Annotated in this window: 17 protein-coding genes and 1 tRNA gene; 4 read left to right on the forward strand and 14 right to left on the reverse strand. The window is 73.4% G+C overall.

The annotated features are described in order from the left end of the window. The first annotated feature begins 35 nt into the window (after nt 1–35). Entirely contained in the window at nt 36–512 is a 477-nt protein-coding gene (locus AB0E91_RS13780; RefSeq protein WP_361779918.1) for an Lrp/AsnC family transcriptional regulator, read from the forward strand. Between the two features lie 9 nt (nt 513–521). Here the strand turns inward: AB0E91_RS13780 and AB0E91_RS13785 are convergent, their stop codons facing one another. From AB0E91_RS13785 to AB0E91_RS13810, 6 genes are all read right to left on the reverse strand, one after another. After that, entirely contained in the window at nt 522–1,313 is a 792-nt protein-coding gene (locus AB0E91_RS13785) for a S16 family serine protease (RefSeq protein WP_361779921.1), read from the reverse strand. A 47-nt stretch (nt 1,314–1,360) separates the two neighbouring features. After that, nucleotides 1,361–2,002 carry a helix-turn-helix domain-containing protein gene (locus tag AB0E91_RS13790; protein WP_361779924.1) on the reverse strand — a complete coding sequence of 214 codons (642 nt, stop codon included), beginning with the start codon at nt 2,000–2,002 and terminating at the stop codon, nt 1,361–1,363. Nucleotides 2,003–2,655: 653 nt separating this feature from the next. Next, nucleotides 2,656–4,455, reverse strand: a complete 1,800-nt coding sequence (locus AB0E91_RS13795) for a DEAD/DEAH box helicase (protein ID WP_361779927.1) — start codon at nt 4,453–4,455, stop codon at nt 2,656–2,658. Between the two features lie 125 nt (nt 4,456–4,580). Then, the gene (locus AB0E91_RS13800) at nt 4,581–4,952 is read right to left on the reverse strand and encodes a Fic family protein (protein ID WP_361779930.1); all 372 of its coding nucleotides are present in this window, start codon (nt 4,950–4,952) and stop codon (nt 4,581–4,583) included. Further along, a complete protein-coding gene (locus tag AB0E91_RS13805) occupies nt 4,949–5,134 on the reverse strand; it encodes a hypothetical protein (protein ID WP_361779933.1) in 186 nt (61 codons plus the stop codon). Before AB0E91_RS13805 ends, AB0E91_RS13800 begins: the two co-directional genes overlap by 4 nt. 33 nt (nt 5,135–5,167) lie before the next feature. Beyond that, the gene (locus tag AB0E91_RS13810; RefSeq protein WP_361779936.1) at nt 5,168–6,628 is read right to left on the reverse strand and encodes an MFS transporter; all 1,461 of its coding nucleotides are present in this window, start codon (nt 6,626–6,628) and stop codon (nt 5,168–5,170) included. Between the two features lie 189 nt (nt 6,629–6,817). Here AB0E91_RS13810 and AB0E91_RS13815 point away from each other — a divergent pair. Both AB0E91_RS13815 and AB0E91_RS13820 read left to right on the forward strand, forming a co-directional pair. Then, a tRNA-Cys gene (locus tag AB0E91_RS13815) sits at nt 6,818–6,892 on the forward strand. A gap of 133 nt (nt 6,893–7,025) precedes the next feature. Beyond that, nucleotides 7,026–8,228: an FAD-binding oxidoreductase gene (locus AB0E91_RS13820; protein ID WP_361779939.1), complete on the forward strand. Its 1,203-nt coding sequence runs from the start codon at nt 7,026–7,028 to the stop codon at nt 8,226–8,228. Nucleotides 8,229–8,242: 14 nt separating this feature from the next. On the opposite strand, the gene AB0E91_RS13825 is transcribed toward AB0E91_RS13820, so the two are convergent. From AB0E91_RS13825 to AB0E91_RS13855, 7 genes are all read right to left on the reverse strand, one after another. Next, nucleotides 8,243–9,421: an SUKH-4 family immunity protein gene (locus AB0E91_RS13825; protein ID WP_361779942.1), complete on the reverse strand. Its 1,179-nt coding sequence runs from the start codon at nt 9,419–9,421 to the stop codon at nt 8,243–8,245. Nucleotides 9,422–9,832: 411 nt separating this feature from the next. Continuing rightward, nucleotides 9,833–12,142 (reverse strand): molybdopterin cofactor-binding domain-containing protein, encoded by a 2,310-nt coding sequence (locus AB0E91_RS13830; RefSeq protein ID WP_361779945.1) that lies wholly within the window; start codon nt 12,140–12,142, stop codon nt 9,833–9,835. Then, on the reverse strand, nt 12,139–13,902 hold the full coding sequence (locus tag AB0E91_RS13835; RefSeq protein WP_361779948.1) for a 2Fe-2S iron-sulfur cluster-binding protein: 1,764 nt from the start codon (nt 13,900–13,902) through the stop codon (nt 12,139–12,141). The genes AB0E91_RS13830 and AB0E91_RS13835 overlap by 4 nt, the downstream gene beginning before the upstream one ends. Further along, complete coding sequence (locus AB0E91_RS13840; protein ID WP_361779951.1) at nt 13,899–14,792, reverse strand: FAD binding domain-containing protein; 894 nt, start codon at nt 14,790–14,792, stop codon at nt 13,899–13,901. Before AB0E91_RS13840 ends, AB0E91_RS13835 begins: the two co-directional genes overlap by 4 nt. Nucleotides 14,793–15,016: 224 nt before the next feature. Then, nucleotides 15,017–16,753 carry a beta-N-acetylhexosaminidase gene (locus AB0E91_RS13845; RefSeq protein WP_361779954.1) on the reverse strand — a complete coding sequence of 579 codons (1,737 nt, stop codon included), beginning with the start codon at nt 16,751–16,753 and terminating at the stop codon, nt 15,017–15,019. A 355-nt stretch (nt 16,754–17,108) separates the two neighbouring features. Then, entirely contained in the window at nt 17,109–17,390 is a 282-nt protein-coding gene (locus tag AB0E91_RS13850) for a DUF3039 domain-containing protein (protein ID WP_018549697.1), read from the reverse strand. A gap of 29 nt (nt 17,391–17,419) precedes the next feature. Beyond that, nucleotides 17,420–17,992: a YqgE/AlgH family protein gene (locus tag AB0E91_RS13855; RefSeq protein WP_361779958.1), complete on the reverse strand. Its 573-nt coding sequence runs from the start codon at nt 17,990–17,992 to the stop codon at nt 17,420–17,422. 677 nt (nt 17,993–18,669) lie between these two features. On the opposite strand from AB0E91_RS13855, the gene murA reads away from it, so the two are divergent. Continuing rightward, nucleotides 18,670–20,010: a UDP-N-acetylglucosamine 1-carboxyvinyltransferase gene (gene murA / locus AB0E91_RS13860; protein WP_161179226.1), complete on the forward strand. Its 1,341-nt coding sequence runs from the start codon at nt 18,670–18,672 to the stop codon at nt 20,008–20,010. A 168-nt stretch (nt 20,011–20,178) separates the two neighbouring features. On the opposite strand, the gene AB0E91_RS13865 is transcribed toward murA, so the two are convergent. Then, on the reverse strand, nt 20,179–20,460 hold the full coding sequence (locus AB0E91_RS13865; protein WP_018549700.1) for an HU family DNA-binding protein: 282 nt from the start codon (nt 20,458–20,460) through the stop codon (nt 20,179–20,181). Nucleotides 20,461–20,488: the final 28 nt, after the last annotated feature.

The following is a 20,488-nucleotide window of genomic DNA, read 5'->3' on the forward strand; positions in this document are numbered from 1 at the left end:
ACTTTCTGCACAAGATGACCATCCCGGAGGATGCCGTGGCGATCGATCAACTGGACGGCCGGATCATCGTGCTCCTCGCCGAGGAGCCGCGCATAGGTGTGCTGGAGATGTCCCGCCGCCTCGGGGTGGCCCGGGGCACGGCCCAGGCCCGTCTGGACCGGCTGCGGGCGGGCGGGGTGATCCGCGGCTTCGGCCCCCAGGTGGACCCGGCGGCCCTCGGCTACCCGGTCACGGCCTTCGCGACCCTCCAGATCCGCCAGGGCCGGGGCCCGGACGTACGGGCCCATCTGACGGGCGTACCCGAGGTCCTGGAGCTGCTGACCACGACGGGCACCGGCGACATGCTCTGCCGCCTGGTCGCCCGCTCCAACGCCGATCTGCAACGGGTGATCGACCGGGTGGTGGGGTTCGAGGGGATCGAGCGGGCGTCGACGACGATCGTGATGGAGACGCCGGTGCCGCTGCGGATCATTCCGCTGGTGGAGCAGGCGGCGGACGAGTCTTCGACCTAGCTGGCTTTCCTAGCAGCTGGGGATCTTCCCCGTGCCCTTCTCCAGGGCGACCAGGGAGTTCACGGCGCTCTTGAGGTCGGTGACCGGGACGAGCCGCAGCCCCTTGGGCAGCTCGGCCTTGGCGTCGGCGCACTCGGCCCTCGGCACCAGGAAGACGGTGGCGCCGTCCCGCCGGGCGGCCCGGGTCTTCAGGGGTACCCCGCCGACCGCACCGACCTTGCCGTCGGCGTCGATGGTGCCGGTGCCCGCGATCGTACGGCCGCCGGTGAGGTCGCCTCCGCTGCCGTCGCCGTCCAGCTTGTCCACAATGCCGAGGGTGAAAAGCAGTCCCGCGCTGGGTCCGCCGACGTTGGCGAGCCGCAGGTCGACCTTCACGCGGCCGGAGTCCAGGTGCAGATAGTTCAGCGCGGCTTCGGTGGCGGCGTTCTGGGACTCCCGCATCTGCGCGGAGTTGTGCTTCTCGATCTCCTTGACGGTGTTCCCGGTGGGGTAGACCGAGCCGTGCGGCATGACGGCACGGTCGGTGCGGAACCAGTTGTCCACGACGTCCCCGAGGGTGACCCGCGCGTCCGGCGAGGTCGCCTCGATGGTCGTCATCCGCAGCTCGCCGCTGGTCTTCCTGACGGGCGCCCCGGACACCGTGATCACCGGCGTCCCCCGGTTCTCCCCCAGCACGTTCGCCGTCATCCCCGGCTGCGCCACCGCGAACGGCAACGGCGCGACGGCCACCGTGACGATCAGCCCGACGACGGGCACAGCACAGACGGCAACGGCCTGAAGACGCGAGAGACGAGAGAACACGCCCACAATCTAACGCGCGACCGGAGAGGGGCCGGTCCCGGCTCGGGTCAGCGCAGCGCCTCGGAGATCTCCTGGGCGGCTTCCAGGACCCGGGGGCCGACGCGGTCGGGGATGGCGTCGATGAGCATGACCACACCCACGCTGCCTTCCAGGCCGGTGACGCCCACCAGGGGGGCGGCGGCACCGCTGGCTCCGGCTTCCAGTTCGCCGTGGGTGAGGGTGTAGCCGGGGTGGGCGGTGCGGGAGTGGCGGGCGGCGAGGATGGCCTTGCCGGCGGCGCCGCGGTCCAGGGCGTGACGGAAGCCCGCGCGGTAGGCGACGTGGTAGTCGGTCCAGGTGGGCTCCACCACGGCGACGGCCAGTGCCTCGGTGCCGTCCACCAGGGTCAGATGGGCCGTCGCCCCGATGTCCTCGGCCAGCGAGCGCAGCGCGGGGAGCGCGGCCTCCCGCACGAGGGGATGCACCTGGCGGCCCAGCCGCAGCACCCCGAGCCCGACCCGGGCGCGGCCGCCGAGGTCGCGGCGGACCAGGGCGTGCTGTTCGAGCGTGGCGAGCAGGCGGTACACCACCGTCCGGTTCACTCCCAGCCGCGTGGACAGCTCGGTGACGGTCAGCCCGTGGTCCGTGTCGGCCAGCAGCTTGAGGACGCGCAGTCCACGGTCCAGCGTCTGGGAGGTCTCCGCGGTCACGACGCCCACTCCTTCGGCGGTGAGGTCGACACCCTGCGGCCCGCGCCGGGCGGATCCCGTCGACGACGCGCTACGAGGGCGCCGATCGGCAGGACGGCCCGGCGGCTCCGGACCCTGTCGCTTCACGGCTGCGCTCCGCGGCGGCGCTGCCACGGGGCGTATGCGTAGCGGGACAGTAGCGAAGCGGGTTCGCTCAGCGGAAGGCTTCGTCCACAATCCGGGCAGGAGGTGGGGGGTTTGCGCGGATATGGGGGGCGGGGGTGGGTGGGAGCCGGGGTGGGGCGGACGCGAGACGGGCCCTACGGGGTCTGGGGCGGGGCGGACCGAGACGGGCCGTACGGGGGCCGGGGGGCGGGGCGGACCGAGACGGGCCGTACGGGGGCCGGGGGGCGGGGCGGACCGAGACGGGCCGTGAAGGGTCTGGGCGGAACGGACCGAGACGGCCCGTAAGGGGTCCGGGGCGGAGCAGACCCGAGACAAGCCCCCACGGGTTTGGGGGTTGGACGGACCCGAGACGAGCCCCACGGCGGCCGGGGCGGGACGCACCCAAGACGAGGCCCCACGGGGTCCGGGGCGGAGCCCCGTGAGGTCCGGTTGTCAGCCGACCGAGACGGGCGGGCGGGTGGGAAAGCTCTGTCGAACCCAGCGGAGCGTCACCTCATCCGCGTAGCCCACTCCTGCACCTTCTCGATCCGCTGCCTCAGCTGCCCCGCCGTCGCCTCCGCACTCGGCGGCCCCCCGCACACCCGCCGCAGCTCGGTGTGGATCACCCCGTGCGGCTTGCCACTCTGGTGCACATACGCGCTCACCATCGTGTTGAGCTTCTTCCGGAGCTCCATCATCTCCTTGTGGCTGACCACGGGGCGCCGCTCGGCGGGCAGCTCCAGCAGGTCCGCCTCCGCGTCCGGCTTCTTCCGGCTGTGCGCGATCTGCCGGGCCTGCCGCTTCTGGAGCAGCAACTGCACCTGCTCGGGCTCAAGGAGTCCGGGGATACCGAGGTAGTCCTGCTCCTCCTCGCTCCCCGGATGCGCCTGCATACCGAACTCGGCACCGTCGTACAGCACCCGGTCGAAGACCGCCTCGGACTCCAGCGCCTCGAAGGAGAACTGCTCCTGCTCGCCGGTGTCCTCGTCCTGCTCCTTGTTCGCCTCGTCCATCTCCTTCTCGGACTCGGCGTACGGGTCTTCCTCGCCCTCCTTCTTCGGCTTGTCGAGGGCGTGGTCCCGCTCCTTCTCCATCTCGTTGGCGAAAGTCAGCAGGTCGGGCACGGTCGGCAGGAACACGGACGCGGTCTCGCCGCGCCGCCGGGACCGTACGAAACGCCCGACGGCCTGCGCGAAGAACAGCGGCGTCGAGATCGTCGTCGCGTACACGCCCACCGCGAGCCGCGGCACGTCGACACCCTCGGACACCATGCGCACCGCGACCATCCACCGGTCGTTGCTCGCGCTGAAGTCGTCGATCCGCTTCGAGGCGCCGGTGTCGTCCGACAGGACCAGCGTTGCCTTGGTGCCCGTGATCTCGCGGATGAGCTTGGCGTAGGCGCGGGCGGATTCCTGGTCGGAGGCGATGACCAGCGCACCGGCGTCCGGGATGGCCTTCCTGACCTCGGTCAGCCGCTGGTCGGCGGCGCGCAGCACGCTCGGCATCCACTCACCGCGCGGATCGAGCGCCGTACGCCACGCCTGGCTGACCGCGTCCTTGGTCATCGGCTCGCCGAGCCGGGCCGCGATCTCGTCGCCCGCCTTGGTGCGCCAGCGCATCTGGCCGCTGTAGCTGAGGAAGATCACGGGGCGGACGACGTGGTCCGCGAGCGCGTTGCCGTAGCCGTAGGTGTAGTCGGCGGACGAGCGCCGGATGCCGTCGTTGCCCTCCTCGTACGTCACGAAGGGGATCGGGTTGGTGTCCGAGCGGAACGGCGTACCGGTCAGGGCGAGCCGCCGGGTCGCGGGCTCGAACGCCTCCAGGCACGCCTCGCCCCAGGACTTGGAGTCACCGGCGTGGTGGATCTCGTCCAGGATCACCAGCGTCTTGCGCTGCTCGGAGCGGTTGCGGTGCAGCATCGGGCGCACACCGACACCGGCGTACGTCACGGCGACGCCGTGGTAGTCCTTGCCGACCGGACCCGCGCTGTACTCCGGGTCCAGCTTGATCCCTATCCGGGCCGCGGCCTCCGCCCACTGCTTCTTCAGGTGCTCGGTCGGCGCGACGACGGTCACCTGCTGCACGACATGGTGGTGCAGCAGCCAGGAGGCCAGCGTCAGCGCGAAGGTCGTCTTGCCGGCGCCGGGGGTGGCGACGGCGAGGAAGTCGCGCGGCTGCTCCTGGATGTACTTCTCCATCGCCCCCTGCTGCCAGGCACGCAGCTTGCTGGCGGTACCCCAGGGGGCACGGCCGGGGAAGGCGGGGGACAGATGGTGGGAGGCGGCTGAAGAGGCGGCGGTGGTAGTCACGGTCTCCGAGGTGGGGGCTGAGGGCGGCTCGACTACGTAGAACAACCGGGCCACCCTACCGGCGCGAGAGTGCCCGGCGACGGCGGACGAGGCGGACGCCGGTCCGGTTGGGACCGACGTCACAGTCACCTCGCGAAGCGCTCCAGCCCCTCCGCGATCTCCGCCACGGCGAGCTTTCCCTGGCACACGTCCAGCACGAACCGCTCGGCCTCGTCCACGTCGAACGCGGGGTCGAGCGGGTGCCCGTTCAGGTGTAGGAAGACCCACGCCGTGTACCAGGAGATCCGCTTGTTGCCGTCCACGAGGGCGTGATTGCGGGCGTGCGACTCCATGAGCGCGGCGGCCTTCAGCCAGACGTCCGGGTAGGCGTCCCGGCCGAACACGCTGGACTCGGGCCGGGCGAGCGCGGACTCCAGGAGGCCGGTGTCACGCACCTCGTCGACGTCGAGCCGGTGGGCGAGGTCCAGCACCTCGGGAAGGGTGAGGTAGCGGGTCACGCGAGCCTCCGGTTGAGCTCGGCGCTGGCGGCCAGGACGTGCTCGGCGGCCTCCTCGAAGAGGCGGGCGCGCTCCTCGGCGTCGTCCGGCCGGGCGGGGGCCGGGTCGGGGCCTGGGTCCGCGTCGGGGCCTGGGTCCGGGTCGGGCCGGTGGTCGTCGGGGGTCAGGTCACGCTCGGTCATGATCCCGAAGGTATTACGCCGCAGGGCCCGGAATCACCGGGTTTTCTCGTGCGCGGCCCCCTCCGGCTCGCGCAGCCGTGTCGTCACCCACGCCCCCACCAGCGCCACCCCCGCCATCGGCAGGAAGACGACGGCGAAGGCGGCCGGGTGGGAGCCGGTGACATGCGCCGCCGCGGAGGCCGCCGTGCTGCCGCCGCCCAGCGCGGCGAACGCCGCGCCCGCCGCCGAGAGCAGGACGACGTTGGACAGGGCGTCGGAGATCTGGAGCGCGGCGGAGTTGGCGCCGGCCTCCTCGGGGGCGGAGAGCCGGAGGAGCAGGACGCTGGTGGAGCCGATCACGAGCCCCATGCCGAAGCAGCCGAAGCCCCAGGCGACCGCGACGACCCACACCGGCACGGCGGGCAGCAGCACGCTCGGCGCGGCGACGATCGCACCCGCGACCAGCAGCATCCCGAGCGTCATCAGCCGCTCGCGGTACGGCGCGGTCGCGGGCCGGGACTGCACCCAGGAGGCCAGCGCCCAGGTCGCCCCGCCCGCGGCCAGCGAGAACCCGGCGAGGGTCGGCGAAAGACCCCGCTGGGTGACGAGCATCAGCGGTACGAACGACTCGGCGGCGACGAAGGACCCGGCGGACACCCCGCGCAGCAGTACGACGGCGGGCAGCCCGCGCGCGGCCCGGTAGGTGCCGCGCGGCAGCAGCCGTAGCGCGGCGGGCACGATCAGCGCGGCACCGGCGAGCCCGGGCAGCACGGACACGGGCCGCAGATCCTGGGCGGCGTACTGGAGCAGCCCGGCGCCGACGGACACCGCGAGGGCGAGCCGGATGCGGCGCCGGTCGAGCGGGGCACCGTGCGCCTTGACGGGCCCACCGGCCCGGCGCCGGATCTGCGGCAGGGCGAGCCCGAGCGGCAGCACGACGAGCACCGGAATGCCGAGGAAGACCCACCGCCACCCGAGGTGCTCGGTCACCGCGCCGGAGGCCAGCGGCCCGACGACCGACGGCACCACCCACGCGGCCGCGAACGCCGCCATGATCGCGGGCCGCAGCCGCTCGGAGTACGCGCGCCCAACGACGACGTACAGCGCGACGATCACCAGCCCGCCCCCGAGCCCCTGCACGGCCCGCCCGACGATGAACACCCACATGACCTGCGCGGTCCCGGCCACCACGAGCCCGCCCGCGAACGCCCCGATCCCGGCGGTGAGCGCCCCCAGCGGCCCCCGCCGGTCCGCCCACTGCCCGGCGAGCACCATGCCGGTGAGGCTGGTCGTGAAGTACCCGGAGAACGCGAACGCGTACAACGCCACCCCGTGCAGCTCCCGCGCGGCGACGGGCATGGCAGTCCCGACAGCCGTCGCCTCGAAGGCGATGAGCAGCACGACGGACACCACCCCCACGCTCAGCGCCCGGTACGCCCGCCCCAGCACGCCGCCCTCATCCGGCTCGGCGACTGCGTCCACCACGGCACTGTCGGGCTGCTCAAGAGCGGTCATGAGCGCCAGCGTAAGGCCCGTTCCCCCATTTGACCCCTGTCCGTGGTCCCCCTCCCGCTACGACCTTGGCCCTAGTTCTCCCGCCCCTCTCGTGAACGCCTGTGAACGCACCATGGCAGTCGCATTGCACCCCCACCCCGTCCCTTGCCCCGCCCTCCGACCCCCGCCTACGTTCATTCCACGACGCACGGCCGTGTGCCCGAATGGCTCAGGGGCTCGTCTGCAAAGCGAGTTACGCGGGTTCGATTCCCGCCACGGCCTCCACTTGGCGCTCCCCCGCGGAGCACCCACCTCTCGGCCAACACCTGTCCTGTGAGCCGGTGTTGTGCACACAGGCGCACCCGGCATGATCGGCTGGCGGATGCGGATGCGGGCACGTCGGTGAGGGAGTAGCGCGATGAGTCGTGGGCGGGTTGTCGTCGTCGGGGCCGGGGTGGTCGGGGCCGCCGTAGGCCAGCAACTCGGGCGGCTCGGGCATGACGATGTCGTGGTGATCGACTCCCGGGCGCGGGAGGTGCTCCCGGGGTCGACCGGGCTCGCGCCGGGGTTCGTGGGGCAGCTCAGCGCGACGGACGAACTCACCACCCTGGCGCGGGACAGTGTCACCACCTACCGGGCGCTGGGCGGGGACGCCTTCTGGCAGGTCGGCTGTCTTGAGGTCGCCACCGGTGAGGCCCGGCTGGAACAGGCCCACCGGGATGTCGAGCAGGGGCGGCGGGTCGGGATCGAGGCCCGGGTCGTCGGGGCCGGTGAGGCCGTGGCTCTGGCGCCCGGGCTGGTGGACCCGGACCGGGCGCTCGGCGCCTTGTACATCCCCTCCGACGGTGCCGTCGACCCCGTGCTGCTCACGCACCTCCTCGTCGAGGACGCCGAGAAGGCCGGGGTCGGCTTCCGCTTCGGTACGGCCGTGCGCGCGCTGGAGGTCGAGCGGGGGCGGGTCGTCGGGGTGCGGGTCGGGGAAGGCGATGAACTCGTGCGCGCGGAGCAGGTCGTACTCGCCGCCGGGATCTGGGGTCCCGTCCTCGCCGCGTCCGTCGGCGTGCGGCTGCCCATGGTCGCCGTGCGGCACCCGTACGCGTACACCGGTGAACTGGCCGGGCTGGACGACACGTTCATCGACGGGCCGATCGTGCGGTACCCCGAGCACTCCGTCTACACCCGTCGGCACGGGCGCCGTTACGGGGTGGGGAGTTACGCGCACACTCCCCTGCCGATCACGCCCCACTCCGGGCTCACCTCGGCCGAACTGCCCTTCGAAGAGGGCGACTTCGGAAACGCGCTCGCCGAAGCCACCGCACTCGTCCCCGCCTTCCGCGGCACCCCCCTCGCCAGGCGGCTCAACGGCGTCTTCGCCATGACCCCCGACGAACTCCCCCTCGTCGGGCCCTCGGGGAAAGTCCCGGGGCTGTGGTTCGCCGAGGCATCCTGGGTCACGCACGCCGGTGGGGTCGGGCGGCAGCTCGCGGAGATGCTGCTGGGGACCGGGCGGGAGGTCGTGGATCCGGGGCGGCTGGCGCCGGACCGGTTCGGCTCATGGAGCCAGGAGCGGGTCGAGCGGACCGCCCTCGGGCACTACCAGGGGATCTACGACGCCCACTGAGGCAGCCGGAGGCGTCAGAGCGCCCCGCCCGCCTCGTCCTGGAACAGCTCCGTCCAGTAGTGCCAGTCCGTCGCCGGGTCGGTGCCCGTCGGGTCGAGGGACGCCAGCGTGTCGAGCATGGTGGCCGCCAGCTGGTCGTACGCGGCCGTCGTCAGCTCGTGGGAGAGGTGCTCGTCGATCGTGCGCTCGTGGTGGAGGAGCCAGAGGGTGTAGGCGAGGGTGGAGGTGTCGGTGTTCAGGGGGTGGAGGGTGCCGTCCTGCTCCGAGTAGCTGAGGACCGCGCCGGTGCGACCGTCGACCACGAGGCTGGTCACCTCCAGGAGGTGGCCGAGGCGGATCAGATGGTCGGCGTGGGCCGGGAGGAGGTCGAGCGGGTAGTCCTCCGCACCCTCCTCCGTGAAGTACTCGGTGAGCGTGCGCAGCGGGCCGTCCGCGTCCGCGTGGAACAGCACCGCCTCCTCCGGCAGCCCCGTCTCCCGCAGGAAGCGGCGCGTCGGCTCGTGGGTGAGCGTGCGCGGGAAGTCCACCTCCTCGAAGCGGACCACCCTGCCGGACCCGAACTCCTCCTCCAGCAACCGGCCGGGAAGGTCGACGGTGAGACCGCCGGAGCGGCCGGGCGCGGCCACCAGGGACAGCGGGCGGATCAGGGCCGCCACCTTCCAGTAGGCCGGGACGGCGCCGTCCATGCCCTCCTCGAAGAGCGCAAGGAGCCGGCGGGACGCCTCGGCCGCCGTCTCCGGGCCGTACCGCCCGCGCAGTTCCGCGAACCGGCCGCGCAGGCCCGCCAGTTCCTCGGTGACGGCGGCGAACCGCAGCAGGGTCGCGAGGGAGGGGGCGAAGGGGTGCGGGTCGGCGGGGTCGTACAGATACGCCGTCGTCAGCTCGCCCGTCACCCCGTCGAGCAGGATGGACTGCTGCTCAAGACCGGCGGGGCCGAGCAGTTCGCCTATCACCAGCCGGTCCCGCAGCTCCTCCGCGAGCCGGAAGGGCCCCTCGGCGGTGTCGGTCACGTCGGCGGCGTCGGCCAGGCGGCGCAGCCCGTGCGTGCGCAGCGGCGCGAAGGTCAACAGCCCGGCGTCCGGGGGCAGTCCGGGGCCGGTGAGCAGGCCGCGCGTGGGCGCGTGGGTGACGTAGCGGTCCAGCTCGGCCTCGGTCAGTGTGATCGCCGAGACCTCGGTGTCGGTCGTGCTCATCGCTTCCCCCGCGATCTTCATCGGTACGTGGTACGTCGGTACGTCATACGTCATGTGCGTCGTACGCCATGTCCGTCGTACGTCATGCGCGTCGCCGTACGGCTCGTCGTGCGGCTTCCCCGGAGACGGGACGTGTCCGGGCTCATCCGCGGCGCGCGGCCGGGACACCCACCACCCGGAACATTACGCCGCGCCACTGACAACGGGCCGCCAGTAAAGACGCCCCGCCCCCGCCGCACGTTGCGTCACGGCGTGAGAAAAGGACGTGACGCGCACGACACCCGAGGTGCCGGCCGCCTCAGGTGAAGTAGATCCCGCCCAGCACCACGACGATCGCCGCCACGATGAACAACAGCACCCACAGGAACAACTTGCCCACGCTCGGGGCGGGTTCGTAACGAGGTTCGTCCGTCACAGCGAGGTCACCACCGCGGCCTGGGGGCGGATCGGGAGTCGGTTGACCGGGCGGCCGGTGGCCGCGCGGACGGCGGAGGCGATGGCGGCCGGGGCCGTCACCACCGGCACCGCGCCGGCCGACTTGGCGCCGAAGGGCGCGACGACGTCCCGTTCCTCGACGAGCTTCACGATCCGGATGTCCGGCGCGTCCAGCGAGGTCGGCAGGGCGTACCCGGTCAGGTCGGGGTGGCGGATCAGGCCGCGCGCGGTGCGCAGGTTCTCGGTGAGCGCGATGCCCACGCCCTGGGTGACGCCGCCCTCGATACGGGCGCGCAGCTGGGCCGGGTTGAGCACCCGGCCCACGTCCTGGGCGACGGCGAGCTCGACCACCCGGACCGCGCCCAGTTCCACGTCCACGTCCACCACCGCGCGGATCGCGCAGAAGGCGAGGCCGACGAACGCGTCACCCTGACCGGCGCCGTCCAGCGGCTCGGTCGGATGCGGGCGGCACTGGGCCGTGGCCCACAGCTCCTTGCCCTCCAGCGCCTCCGCGACGGTGGTCGAGAGCACCCCGTCGTACGAGGTGATCTTGCCGTCGGTGATCTGGAGCAGCTCGGTCGACATGCCGAACTTGTGGGCCAGCGGCTGGAGAAGCTGGGTGCGGACCATCTTGGCCGCGCGCTCCACCGCGCCGCCGGAGACCCAGGTGTGCCGTCCCCGGCAGCCAGGGCCCGCCGTGGGCTGGTCGGTGTCGACGGGCGCCACGTGCACCTCGTCCACGCCCAGGGTCTCCTGGACGATCTGCCGGGCGAGCGTGGTGAAACCCTGGCCGGACTCCACCGCCGCGCACAGCACGGTCGCGACGCCGTCGTGGACCTTGACGGTGGCGGTGGACACCTCGTCCGCGCCCTCGGCGCCGAGCATGTGGACCATGCCGAGGCCGTAGCCGACACCCCGGCGCACCGCGCCCGGCTCGCCCGCGCCCTCGGGGCCGCCGGGCAGCAGCCAGTCCTCCTCGGGGGTGTCCTTGGGCAGCGTCGGCAGCGGGAAGTCCCGTACCGCCTCCAGGAGTTCGGCCACCGGCGCCGGGCAGGTCACGGTCTGCCCGATGGGCAGCACATCACCGGTCGCGAGCGCGTTGCGCAGCCTCAACTCGGCCGGGTCCAGGTCGAGTTTCCTGGCCAGCTTGTCCATCTGCGCCTCGTAGGCGGCGCACACCTGCATCGCGCCCTCGCCGCGCACATGGCCGGAGGGCGGGTTGTTGGTGCGCACGGCCCAGCCCTCGATGAAGGCGTTCGGGACGACGTACGGACCGCAGGCGAAGGAGACGGCGGCGGCGAGCGCGTCGGCCGACGTGTCCGCGTAGGGGCCCGCGTCGAGCAGGATCTGCGCCTCGACCTTCACCAACTTGCCCTCGGCGTCCGCGTGGTGGCGGTAACGCAGCAGGGTGGGGTGGCGGTGGGTGTGCCCGAGGAAGGACTCCTCGCGGTTCGCGGCGAGCTTCACCGGGCAGCCGGTCTTCAACGCGAGCAGACCGAGCGGGAGTTGGAAGCCCTGGTCCTCGCGGTCGGCGGTGGCGCCGGGCACGCCGGTGACGACGATCTTCACGCGGTCGGCGGGCAGGCCGTAGCAGGCGGCGGCCGTGTTGCGGTCGGTGTGCGGGTCGGTGGAGGCCAGATACAGCTCCACCCCGCCGTCCGGGCGCGGTACGGCGAGCCCGGCCTCGGCGCCGATGGGCGCGGGGTCCTGGCGGCCGATGCGGTACAGCCCCTCGACCACGATCTCGCCCGCCGCCTCCGGGTCGCCGTGGCGCAGCGGGATGTGCCGGATCAGGTTGCCGTCGGGGTGCAGGGGTTCGGCCTCGAAGGACTGCTCCGGGTCGGTGACCGGGTCGAGGATCTCGTACTCGACGATCACGGCGGCGGCGGCCATCCGCGCGGTGTCGGGGTGGTCGGCGGCGACGGCGGCGATGGGCTCGCCGTGGTGGCGTACGACCTCGGAGGCGAACACCGGCCGGTCGGGGGTGCCCCGGCCGTGCCGGGGGGTGCCGGGGACGTCCTCGTGCGTGATGACGGCGCGGACGCCGGGCATCTCGCGCGCGTGGGTGGTGTCGATGGACACGATGCGCGCGTGCGCGTGCGGGGAGCGCAGCACGGCGGCCCACAGCAGGCCCTCGGCCCACAGGTCGGCGGCGTACGGGAAGGTGCCCTCGGTCTTGGCGCGGGCGTCGGCGTGCGGCAGGGAGGCGCCGAGGCCGTGCGGCAGCGGCTCGGGAGCGGGGGCCGCTTCCGCCGCCGGGATCGCGGTGGCGGCTTCGTTGCTCACGCCTGGCCTCCGTCCTGGCCGTAGTACGGGTCCTGCGCGGCGTACGGGTCCTGCTCGGGCGGGGCGTACGGACCCTGGGGCGGGTACTGCTGGTGCTGGTCCCCGGGCGTGTCGAAGGCGCCGGGCGCCTCGAAGGCCGACGGGTTGACGCCTCCGGCGCCGGGGGGCGCCTGGTGCGGGATGCGGGCGGTGTCGCCGTCCGCCCCGGCCTCGGCCTCGGCGGCCGCGTGCGCCTCGCGCTCCGCGACGACCTCTTGCACGGCGTCCAGGACGCCCCGGTAGCCGGAGCAGCGGCAGAGGTTGCCGCACAGGGCCTGGCGGGTCTCCAGTTCGCTGGGGGCCGGGTTGCCCTCCAGCAGGTCGTGCAGGGTCATGGCGATGCCGGGCACGCAGAAGCCGCACTGCACGGCGCCGCACCGGGCGAGCGCGCGCTGCACGTCGGAGGGGTGTCCGTCGGCGGCCAGGCCCTCGACGGTACGGACCTCGCTGCCCGCCGTGGTGACGGCCGGGACCAGGCAGGAGGCGACCAGACGGCCGTCCACCTGGACGTTGCACGCCCCGCACTCACCCTGCGAGCAGCCGTCCTTGGCGCCCGCGAGGCCGAGCCGCTCGCGCAGCACGTAGAGCAGGGACTCGCCGATCCAGGCGTCGGTCACGGGGCGGTCGCCGCCGTTGACCCGCAGGACGTACGAGGTGAGGGGGTGGTCGTCGTGGGGCGGAAGCGGGTCGGCGCCCGGCTCCTGACCCGCTGCGGGGTCGTCGGCCTCGGCCTCGGGCCGGTCGCCCTCCGGCTCGGCGGCCGCCTCGGGTTCAAACTCCACTTCCGGCCCGGCCTCGCCGGCGCTCTCCGCCGCCTCGGGGGCGGGGGCGGTCTCCGTGGCCGCGCCGGGTGCTGCCGGACCGTCAGCGGGACCCTCAGGGGCCTCCTCGGGAGCGTCGGCGGTGCCGTCGGCCTCGGTGCCGTAGGCGTCCTCGTCCGGGCCGCCCGCGTACGCCTCCTCCGGCAGCGGCGTACCGCCGGCCGGGGTGTGCTGCGCGGGCTCCTGCGGGCGGCCCCAGGGGTCGCCCGCGGGCTCGGTCGCCCAGGGCGCCGCCGCGCCGCCGGGCAGGGTGGTGGGCGCGCCGGTGCCCCACTGCTCGGCCAGCGCGGACGTGGTGAACTCGCCCGACTCGTCCGGCAGCTCACCGCCCGCAACAGGTACGGACCAGTGGCCGGTCACGTCGTGCCCGGGCGCGGCGGGCTCCTCGACGGCCCAGTGCTGGTCGGCACCGGGCTGGTGCGGGACCTGGTGCTGGGCCGTGCCGTGCTGGGCCGTGCCGTGCTGGTCGGCGGCCGGGTACTGGCCGGTGCCCGAGTGGTCGGCGCCCGCGTGCTGCCCCGTACCGGAGTAGTCGGCGGCGGGCTGCCCGGCACCCGGGTGACCGCCCTGCGGATACGGCGTCAGCTGCGGCTCGTACGTGAAGCGGTCGCCGCCCTGCTCGCCCTGCACGGGCCACTGGTGGGCGTCGGCGGGCGCGCCCCAGCCGCCCGGTGCGGCGGGCGGGACCTGGCCGTCGGCCGGCGGGACGGGGTCGATCCGGGGCGGCACATAGCCGTGGCCCGGCGCGGCGAGCGGGCTGTCACCGGACAGCAGGGCTTCGATGCCGCCCTCGGGGAGCTGGACGAAGGCGGTGGCGCCGTCGTCGTACTCGCCCTGGGGCAGCGGGTTCCACCGGCCGCCGCCCTGGGACGCGCCCTCTCCGTGCTGGTCGTCGGTCACGACAGCGCCCTCCCCAGTGCTCGTCGGGCCAGCGCGGCGACGGTGCGCCGCAGGTGCAGTACGGCGGGCGGCAGCGCGGCCACCGTGCCGTCCGGCCCGGGGGCCGGGTCGGGGATGCAGGCCGCGGCGACGTACTCCCCGAAGGCGTGCAGCGCCTCGGGGACCAGCGCGCGGTCGTTGTCCCAGTCGATGAGCTGCGCGACCCACTGCTCGGCCTCCAGCGGGCGCAGCGGCATCGGCGCGATGGCGCCGACGGCGCACCGCACCCCGCGCCGGGCGGGGTCGAGCACGAGCGCCACGGAGGCGGCGGCGCGGCCGGGTCCGGTGCGCCCTGTCGCCTTGAGGAAGACCTGGGGGGCGTGCAGCAGCGGGACGCGTACGTACCCGATGAGTTCGCCGCCGTTCAGCATCTCGACCCCGGCCAGCAGGTGGGAGACCGGGATCTCGCGGCGGGCGCCGTCGAGGCCCGCGATGATCAGCGTGGCCTCCAGCGCGGCGAGCACCGGCAGCGCGTCGCCGGTCGGCGCGGCCGAGGCGATGTTGCCGCCGAGGGTGCCCGCGTTGCGGATGTGCGGCGGGCCCGCGGCGCGCGCGGCGGCGGCGAGCGCCGGGATGAGCGCGGCGAAGTCGGGGCGGCCCATGCGGGCGTGGGTGAGTCCGGCGCCGAGCAGGGCGTGGCCGTCCTGGTACTGCCAGCCGCGGATCTCGCTGATCCGGCCGAGGCCGACGAGCGCGGCGGGCCTGAGCCGGCCGGAGTTGACCGCGTGCATCAGATCCGTGCCGCCCGCGACGGGGACGGCGGTCGGCATGGCGGTCAGGGCCGCCACCGCCTCGTCCAGTGTCGTGGGCAGCGTGACGGCCTGCGCCGCCTGCGGTGCGTGCGTGGTCAAACCGGCTGCCCCTTCCCGCTGCCCCACCTGGTCCCCGCCTGTGCTGCCGTACGGTACGGCCTGACAGGGCGGACGTGGCAACTCTGGCACATCTTCGCAAGCCCCGGACGCCGGGGTCCGCCAGGGGTGTTGGGCCACACCCCCGGCCGTACGACCCGGTTTCCACCGCCATCGCACGGCTGGTCCGATTGACCCGCTTCGGCGAGTCTCGGGGCCTTTTTCCATTACGTGTTCGTCGGTACGTCGTTCGAGTCGGCAGGGTTCAGGGGCGCGGGGCCGGTGGCCGCCGGGGCCGGGGTCGCCGGGGCCGAGGTCGCCGGGGGCGCCGGGGGCGGCACCGTGGGCGGCGGCCCCGGGAACGGCTTGCCCGGGACTCCCGGGCGCCGTTGCCAGGGGTGGGGGCCGCCGGGCGGGCGGTAGGCGACGCCCAGGGCGTCCAGGCGGCGGTAGTGGGCGGTCATACGGCGCTCGAAGTCCGCGAAGTCCCGCTCTCCGGGTGCGGGCAGCGGACTCCAGGCGACCTCCGCGAACGCGGCGAGGCGGGGGAAGACCTGGTAGTCCACGCGCCCGGCGTCCTCCATGGCCTCGGTCCAGACGTTGGCCTGGGTGCCGAGGACGCGGCGGGTCTCGGCCGGGGTGAGGCCGGGCGGTACGGGGTCGAAGCGGTAGACGTCCTCCAGGGTGCGCACGTAGCCGATCGGGACCGGCTCGTCGGCGCCGGGCGCCTGCCGGTGGTCCAGGTAGACGTGCTGCTCGGGGCACATCACCACGTCGTGCCCGGCCCGTACGGCGACGGCCCCGGCCGCGTGGCCGCGCCAGCAGGAGACGACCGCGCCGTCCGGTACGGGACCGTCCAGGATCTCGTCCCACCCGGCGAGCACCCGCCCGCGCGCGGCGAGCCACGCCCCGAAGTGGCCGGTGAACCAGGAGCGCAGCGCCTCCGCGTCGGCGAGCCCGAGTTCCCCGACCCGGGCCCGTGCGACGGCCGACGCCCGCCACTCGTCCACCGGGCACTCGTCGCCCCCGAGGTGCACGATCCGCGAGGGGAACAGTTCCAGCACCTCCTCCAGCACGCCCTCGTAGAAACGCAGTACCGCTTCGGTGGGCGCGAGGACGTGCGGCGAGATCCCCCAGTCGTCCCGGACGGTGAGCGCGGCGGTGTCGACGGCGTCGGTGTTGCCGAGTTCCGGATACGCGGCGATGGCCGCCTGGGAGTGACCGGGAAGATCGATTTCGGGGACGACGGTGATATGCCGTTCGGCGGCGTAGGAGACGAGCTCCCGGATGTCGTCCCGCGTGTAGTGGCCGCCGTGCGGTTTGTGTTCCCACAGGGGCGAGGCGCGGTGGCCGAATTTGGTACGGGCGCGCCAGGAGCCGGTCCCGGTGAGCCCCGGATGACGGCGGATCTCGATACGCCAGCCCTGATCATCCGTCAGATGCAGGTGCAGCACGTTGAGTTTGTGCGCGGCGAGCAGATCGAGCAGCCGCAGTACGCCTTCCTTGGGCATGAAGTGCCGGGCCACGTCGAGCAGCAGCCCGCGCCACCGGAAGCGGGGCGCGTCCTCGATACGGACCGGCGGAAGCCGCCAGGCGCGGCCGGGGAGCGGGGCGCGGCGGAAGGCGTCCGGGCCGAGCAGCTGCCGCAGCGTCTGGGCACCCCAGAACAGCCCGGCGGGGCCGCCGCCGCGCAGGTCGGCGCTGGTGGGGGTGACGGTGAGCCGGTAGCCCTCGGGGCCGAGGCGGGCGGTGACGGCGGGGTCGACGGCGAGCCGTACGGTGTCGGGCCGGTCCGCGTCCGCCGGGGGCAGCGGGAGTCCGGTGGCGGCGCCGAGGGTGAACCTGAGCCAGCGTTCGGTGCCGCCCGCACCCTCTCCGGCCGCGATGCCGGTGCCTTCTCCGAGGGTGAATCCCCGGGGTCCGTTCTCCGCCGTGGCGACGGGCGCGGGAATCACATCCGTCACTTCCGTCCACCCCTTGTCTCTCGTCACAGGGGGGACGGTGCCCAGGGGCGGGGCGAAAAACTCGGGGAGCCGGGGAACGCCTCGGCGGGAAAGCGCGGAAACACGCGGTCCGACGATCTTGCGAACGTGCGCGCGAAACAGGCGGGGCGGGGGCGAATGGTGTTCACACGGGGCTCGCGCGAAACGGCGGTGTGCGGCGACTCGGGTGTGAACCGGGTCAACACGTAATACGCGCGAAACATGCGGGGACGGCCGTACACGTGTGTTCCGGGGAAACACGAAGGCTCCCGGGGAAACGCGTCCACACGCGTGCCGGGAGCCTCGTGATGTCAGGCGTGAGAGAGCCCTTACTTCTTTACTTCTTGTCGCCGCCCTTGTCGTCGCCGCCACTGCTCATGGATTCGTAGATCTCCTTGCACATGGGGCAGACGGGGTACTTCTTCGGGTCGCGGCCGGGCACCCACACCTTGCCGCACAGCGCCACGACGGGCGTGCCGTCGAGGGCGCTCGCCATGATCTTGTCCTTCTGGACGTAGTGCGCGAAGCGCTCATGGTCGCCGTCGCCGTGGGAGACCTGCGGCGTCGGTTCGACGAGGGTTCCCGTACCAGTCCCGCGCTCGGGCTCGAGAGTGCTCATACCGCCAAGGGTACTGAAGGCGGACCGCTTCAGTTGAGCGACGGGTCGTCCGGATAGGTGGCCACCATCGCCAGCTCGTTGCGCTGCCGGCGCAGCACCTCGCGCCACAGCTTCTCGGGCACCGGGGAGGAGATGTCGCCCGGCTCGGACTCCACCACGTACCAGGCGCCCTGGGCCACTTCGTCCTCCAGCTGCCCCGGGCCCCAGCCGGCGTACCCGGCGAAGATCCGCAGCGAGCCGAGCGCGGACGCGAGCAGCTCCGGCGGCGTCTCCAGATCCACAAGGCCGATCGCCCCGTGCACCCGCCGCCACCCGAGCGGCGCGCTCTCCCCGCTCGCGTCCCCCGGAATCACCGCGACCCCGAGCGCGGAGTCCAGCGAGACGGGCCCGCCCTGGAACACCACCCCGGGCTCCCCCGCGAGCGTCTCCCACCCCGCCAGGATGTCCCCCACCCCCACGGGCGTCGGCCGGTTCAGCACGACCCCGAGCGACCCCTCCTCGTCGTGGTCGAGGAGCAGCACCACCGCACGATCGAAATTCGGATCCGCCAGGGCAGGCGTTGCCACGAGCAGCCGCCCCGTGAGCGAGGACACCTCGGTCATGCCAGCCATGATCCCGCATCTCGCCGCCCCGTGGGGAGCGGGCGGGCGGGTGCGCGGGTGAATGTGGGGGCGCGGACGGAGGCAGACCCGCCCGAACGCGGACTCGGGGTGGCACGGGTGCGATGGGGCGGCGCGGGGCGGTTGCGGGGCGGCACGGGTGCGGCGGAGCGGGGACGGCCCCGGCGGATGCGGAGCCCGGCGCAGGCGGGGACGGCACGGCGGGATACGGCACCTGACGCGGACGCGGGACAGGCACGGGGCCTGGGGCGGACGCGCGCCCGTGCGTGGAGCGGGCCCGGGGCGGCGCGCGGAGCGCGACCGGCGAACGCGACCGGCGGAACGGAGGGGCCACGCCCGGCCGGGCGGCGGGACCGGCGACCCGGCCGGCCCGGAGACCGAGCCGGGCCCGGCCCCGGCCCCGGGCCCGGCACAGTGGCCTCCGCCACCCGGCCCGGCCGCCCGACCGAGCCTCCCCGCGTCGGCCCCCGACGTCGGCCGCCCCGCCCCCGCCCGCCCGGTAACCCCCCGTACCCACCAGGAAACCGTTCGTGTTGTGACACGGCGGTAGCGGCCTCGGGCTTACGGGCGGGGGGTGATCGGCGATTACCCTGTCTCTCCGGCCCCTGCGCAAAGTGATCGGCCGACCCCTGCCCGACACTCATCGGAACGCGAGATTCATGACCGTCAACGACGATGTCCTGCTTGTCCACGGCGGAACCCCGCTGGAGGGCGAGATCCGTGTCCGCGGTGCGAAGAACCTCGTGCCGAAGGCCATGGTCGCCGCCCTGCTGGGCAGCGAGCCGAGCCGCCTGCGCAACGTCCCGGACATCCGTGACGTGCGGGTCGTGCGCGGCCTGCTCCAGCTGCACGGCGTGACGGTCCGTCCGGGCGACGAGCCCGGCGAACTGGTGCTCGACCCGACCTACGTCGAGAGCGCGAACGTCGCCGACATCGACGCCCACGCCGGTTCCAGCCGCATCCCGATCCTCTTCTGCGGCCCCCTGCTGCACCGCCTCGGCCACGCCTTCATCCCGGGCCTGGGCGGCTGCGACATCGGCGGCCGGCCGATCGACTTCCACTTCGACGTGCTCCGCCAGTTCGGCGCGACCATCGAGAAGCGCGCGGACGGTCAGTACCTGGAGGCCCCGCAGCGCCTGCGCGGCACGAAGATCGACCTGCCGTACCCGTCCGTGGGCGCCACCGAGCAGGTGCTGCTGACGGCCGTACTGGCCGAGGGCGTCACCGAGCTGTCCAACGCGGCCGTCGAGCCCGAGATCGAGGACCTCATCTGCGTACTGCAGAAGATGGGCGCGATCATCGCCATGGACACCGACCGCACCATCCGCATCACCGGTGTGGACAAGCTCGGCGGCTACACCCACCGCGCCCTGCCGGACCGCCTGGAGGCCGCGTCCTGGGCCTCGGCGGCCCTCGCGACGGGCGGCAACATCTACGTCCGCGGCGCCCAGCAGCGCTCGATGATGACGTTCCTGAACACCTACCGCAAGGTCGGCGGCGCCTTCGAGATCGACGACGAGGGCATCCGCTTCTGGCACCCGGGCGGCCAGCTGAAGTCCATCGCCCTGGAGACGGACGTCCACCCCGGCTTCCAGACCGACTGGCAGCAGCCGCTGGTGGTGGCGCTGACCCAGGCCACGGGCCTGTCGATCATCCACGAGACGGTCTACGAGTCCCGCCTCGGCTTCACCTCCGCGCTCAACCAGATGGGCGCCCACATCCAGCTCTACCGCGAGTGCCTGGGCGGTTCGAACTGCCGCTTCGGCGCGCGCAACTTCCTCCACTCGGCGGTCGTGTCCGGCCCCACCAAGCTCCAGGGCGCCGACCTGGTCATCCCCGACCTCCGCGGCGGCTTCTCGTACCTCATCGCGGCCCTGGCCGCCGAGGGCACCTCCCGCGTCCACGGCATCGACCTGATCAACCGCGGCTACGAGAACTTCATGGACAAGCTCGTCGAGCTGGGAGCGAAGGTCGAACTCCCGGGCAAGGCCCTGAGCTAGGCACCGACCAGCCCGGCCGGCGTTTGAGGCCATGGGTAAGAGCAACCACGATGGGGCGGCACCCGAATCAATCCGGGTACCGCCCCATCGGCGCTTTTTACGGCTCTACAGCCAAGACACCCGTCTCCACGCCCCGTCATCCACGGACCGGAGAGACAGATGGCAAGGTCACTTGCCCTTGGCGGCTTCCTTGAGCTTCGAGCCCGCCGACACCTTCACGCTGAAGCCGGCCGGGATGTTGATGGGCTCACCGGTCTGCGGGTTGCGCGCGGTACGAGCGGCACGGTGGGTGCGCTCGAAGGTCAGGAAGCCGGGGATGGTGACCTTCTCGTCGCCCTTGGAGACGATGTCGCCGACGACCTCGGCGAACGCGGCCAGCACGGCGTCGGCGTCCTTGCGGGTCACCTCGGCGCGGTCGGCCAGCGCGGCCACCAGCTCACTGCGGTTCATGTTGTTACTCCCGTGTTCTTCTTGCCAT

Source organism: Streptomyces sp. NPDC026659, from assembly GCF_040638245.1.
Classification (GTDB): Bacteria; Actinomycetota; Actinomycetes; order Streptomycetales; family Streptomycetaceae; genus Streptomyces.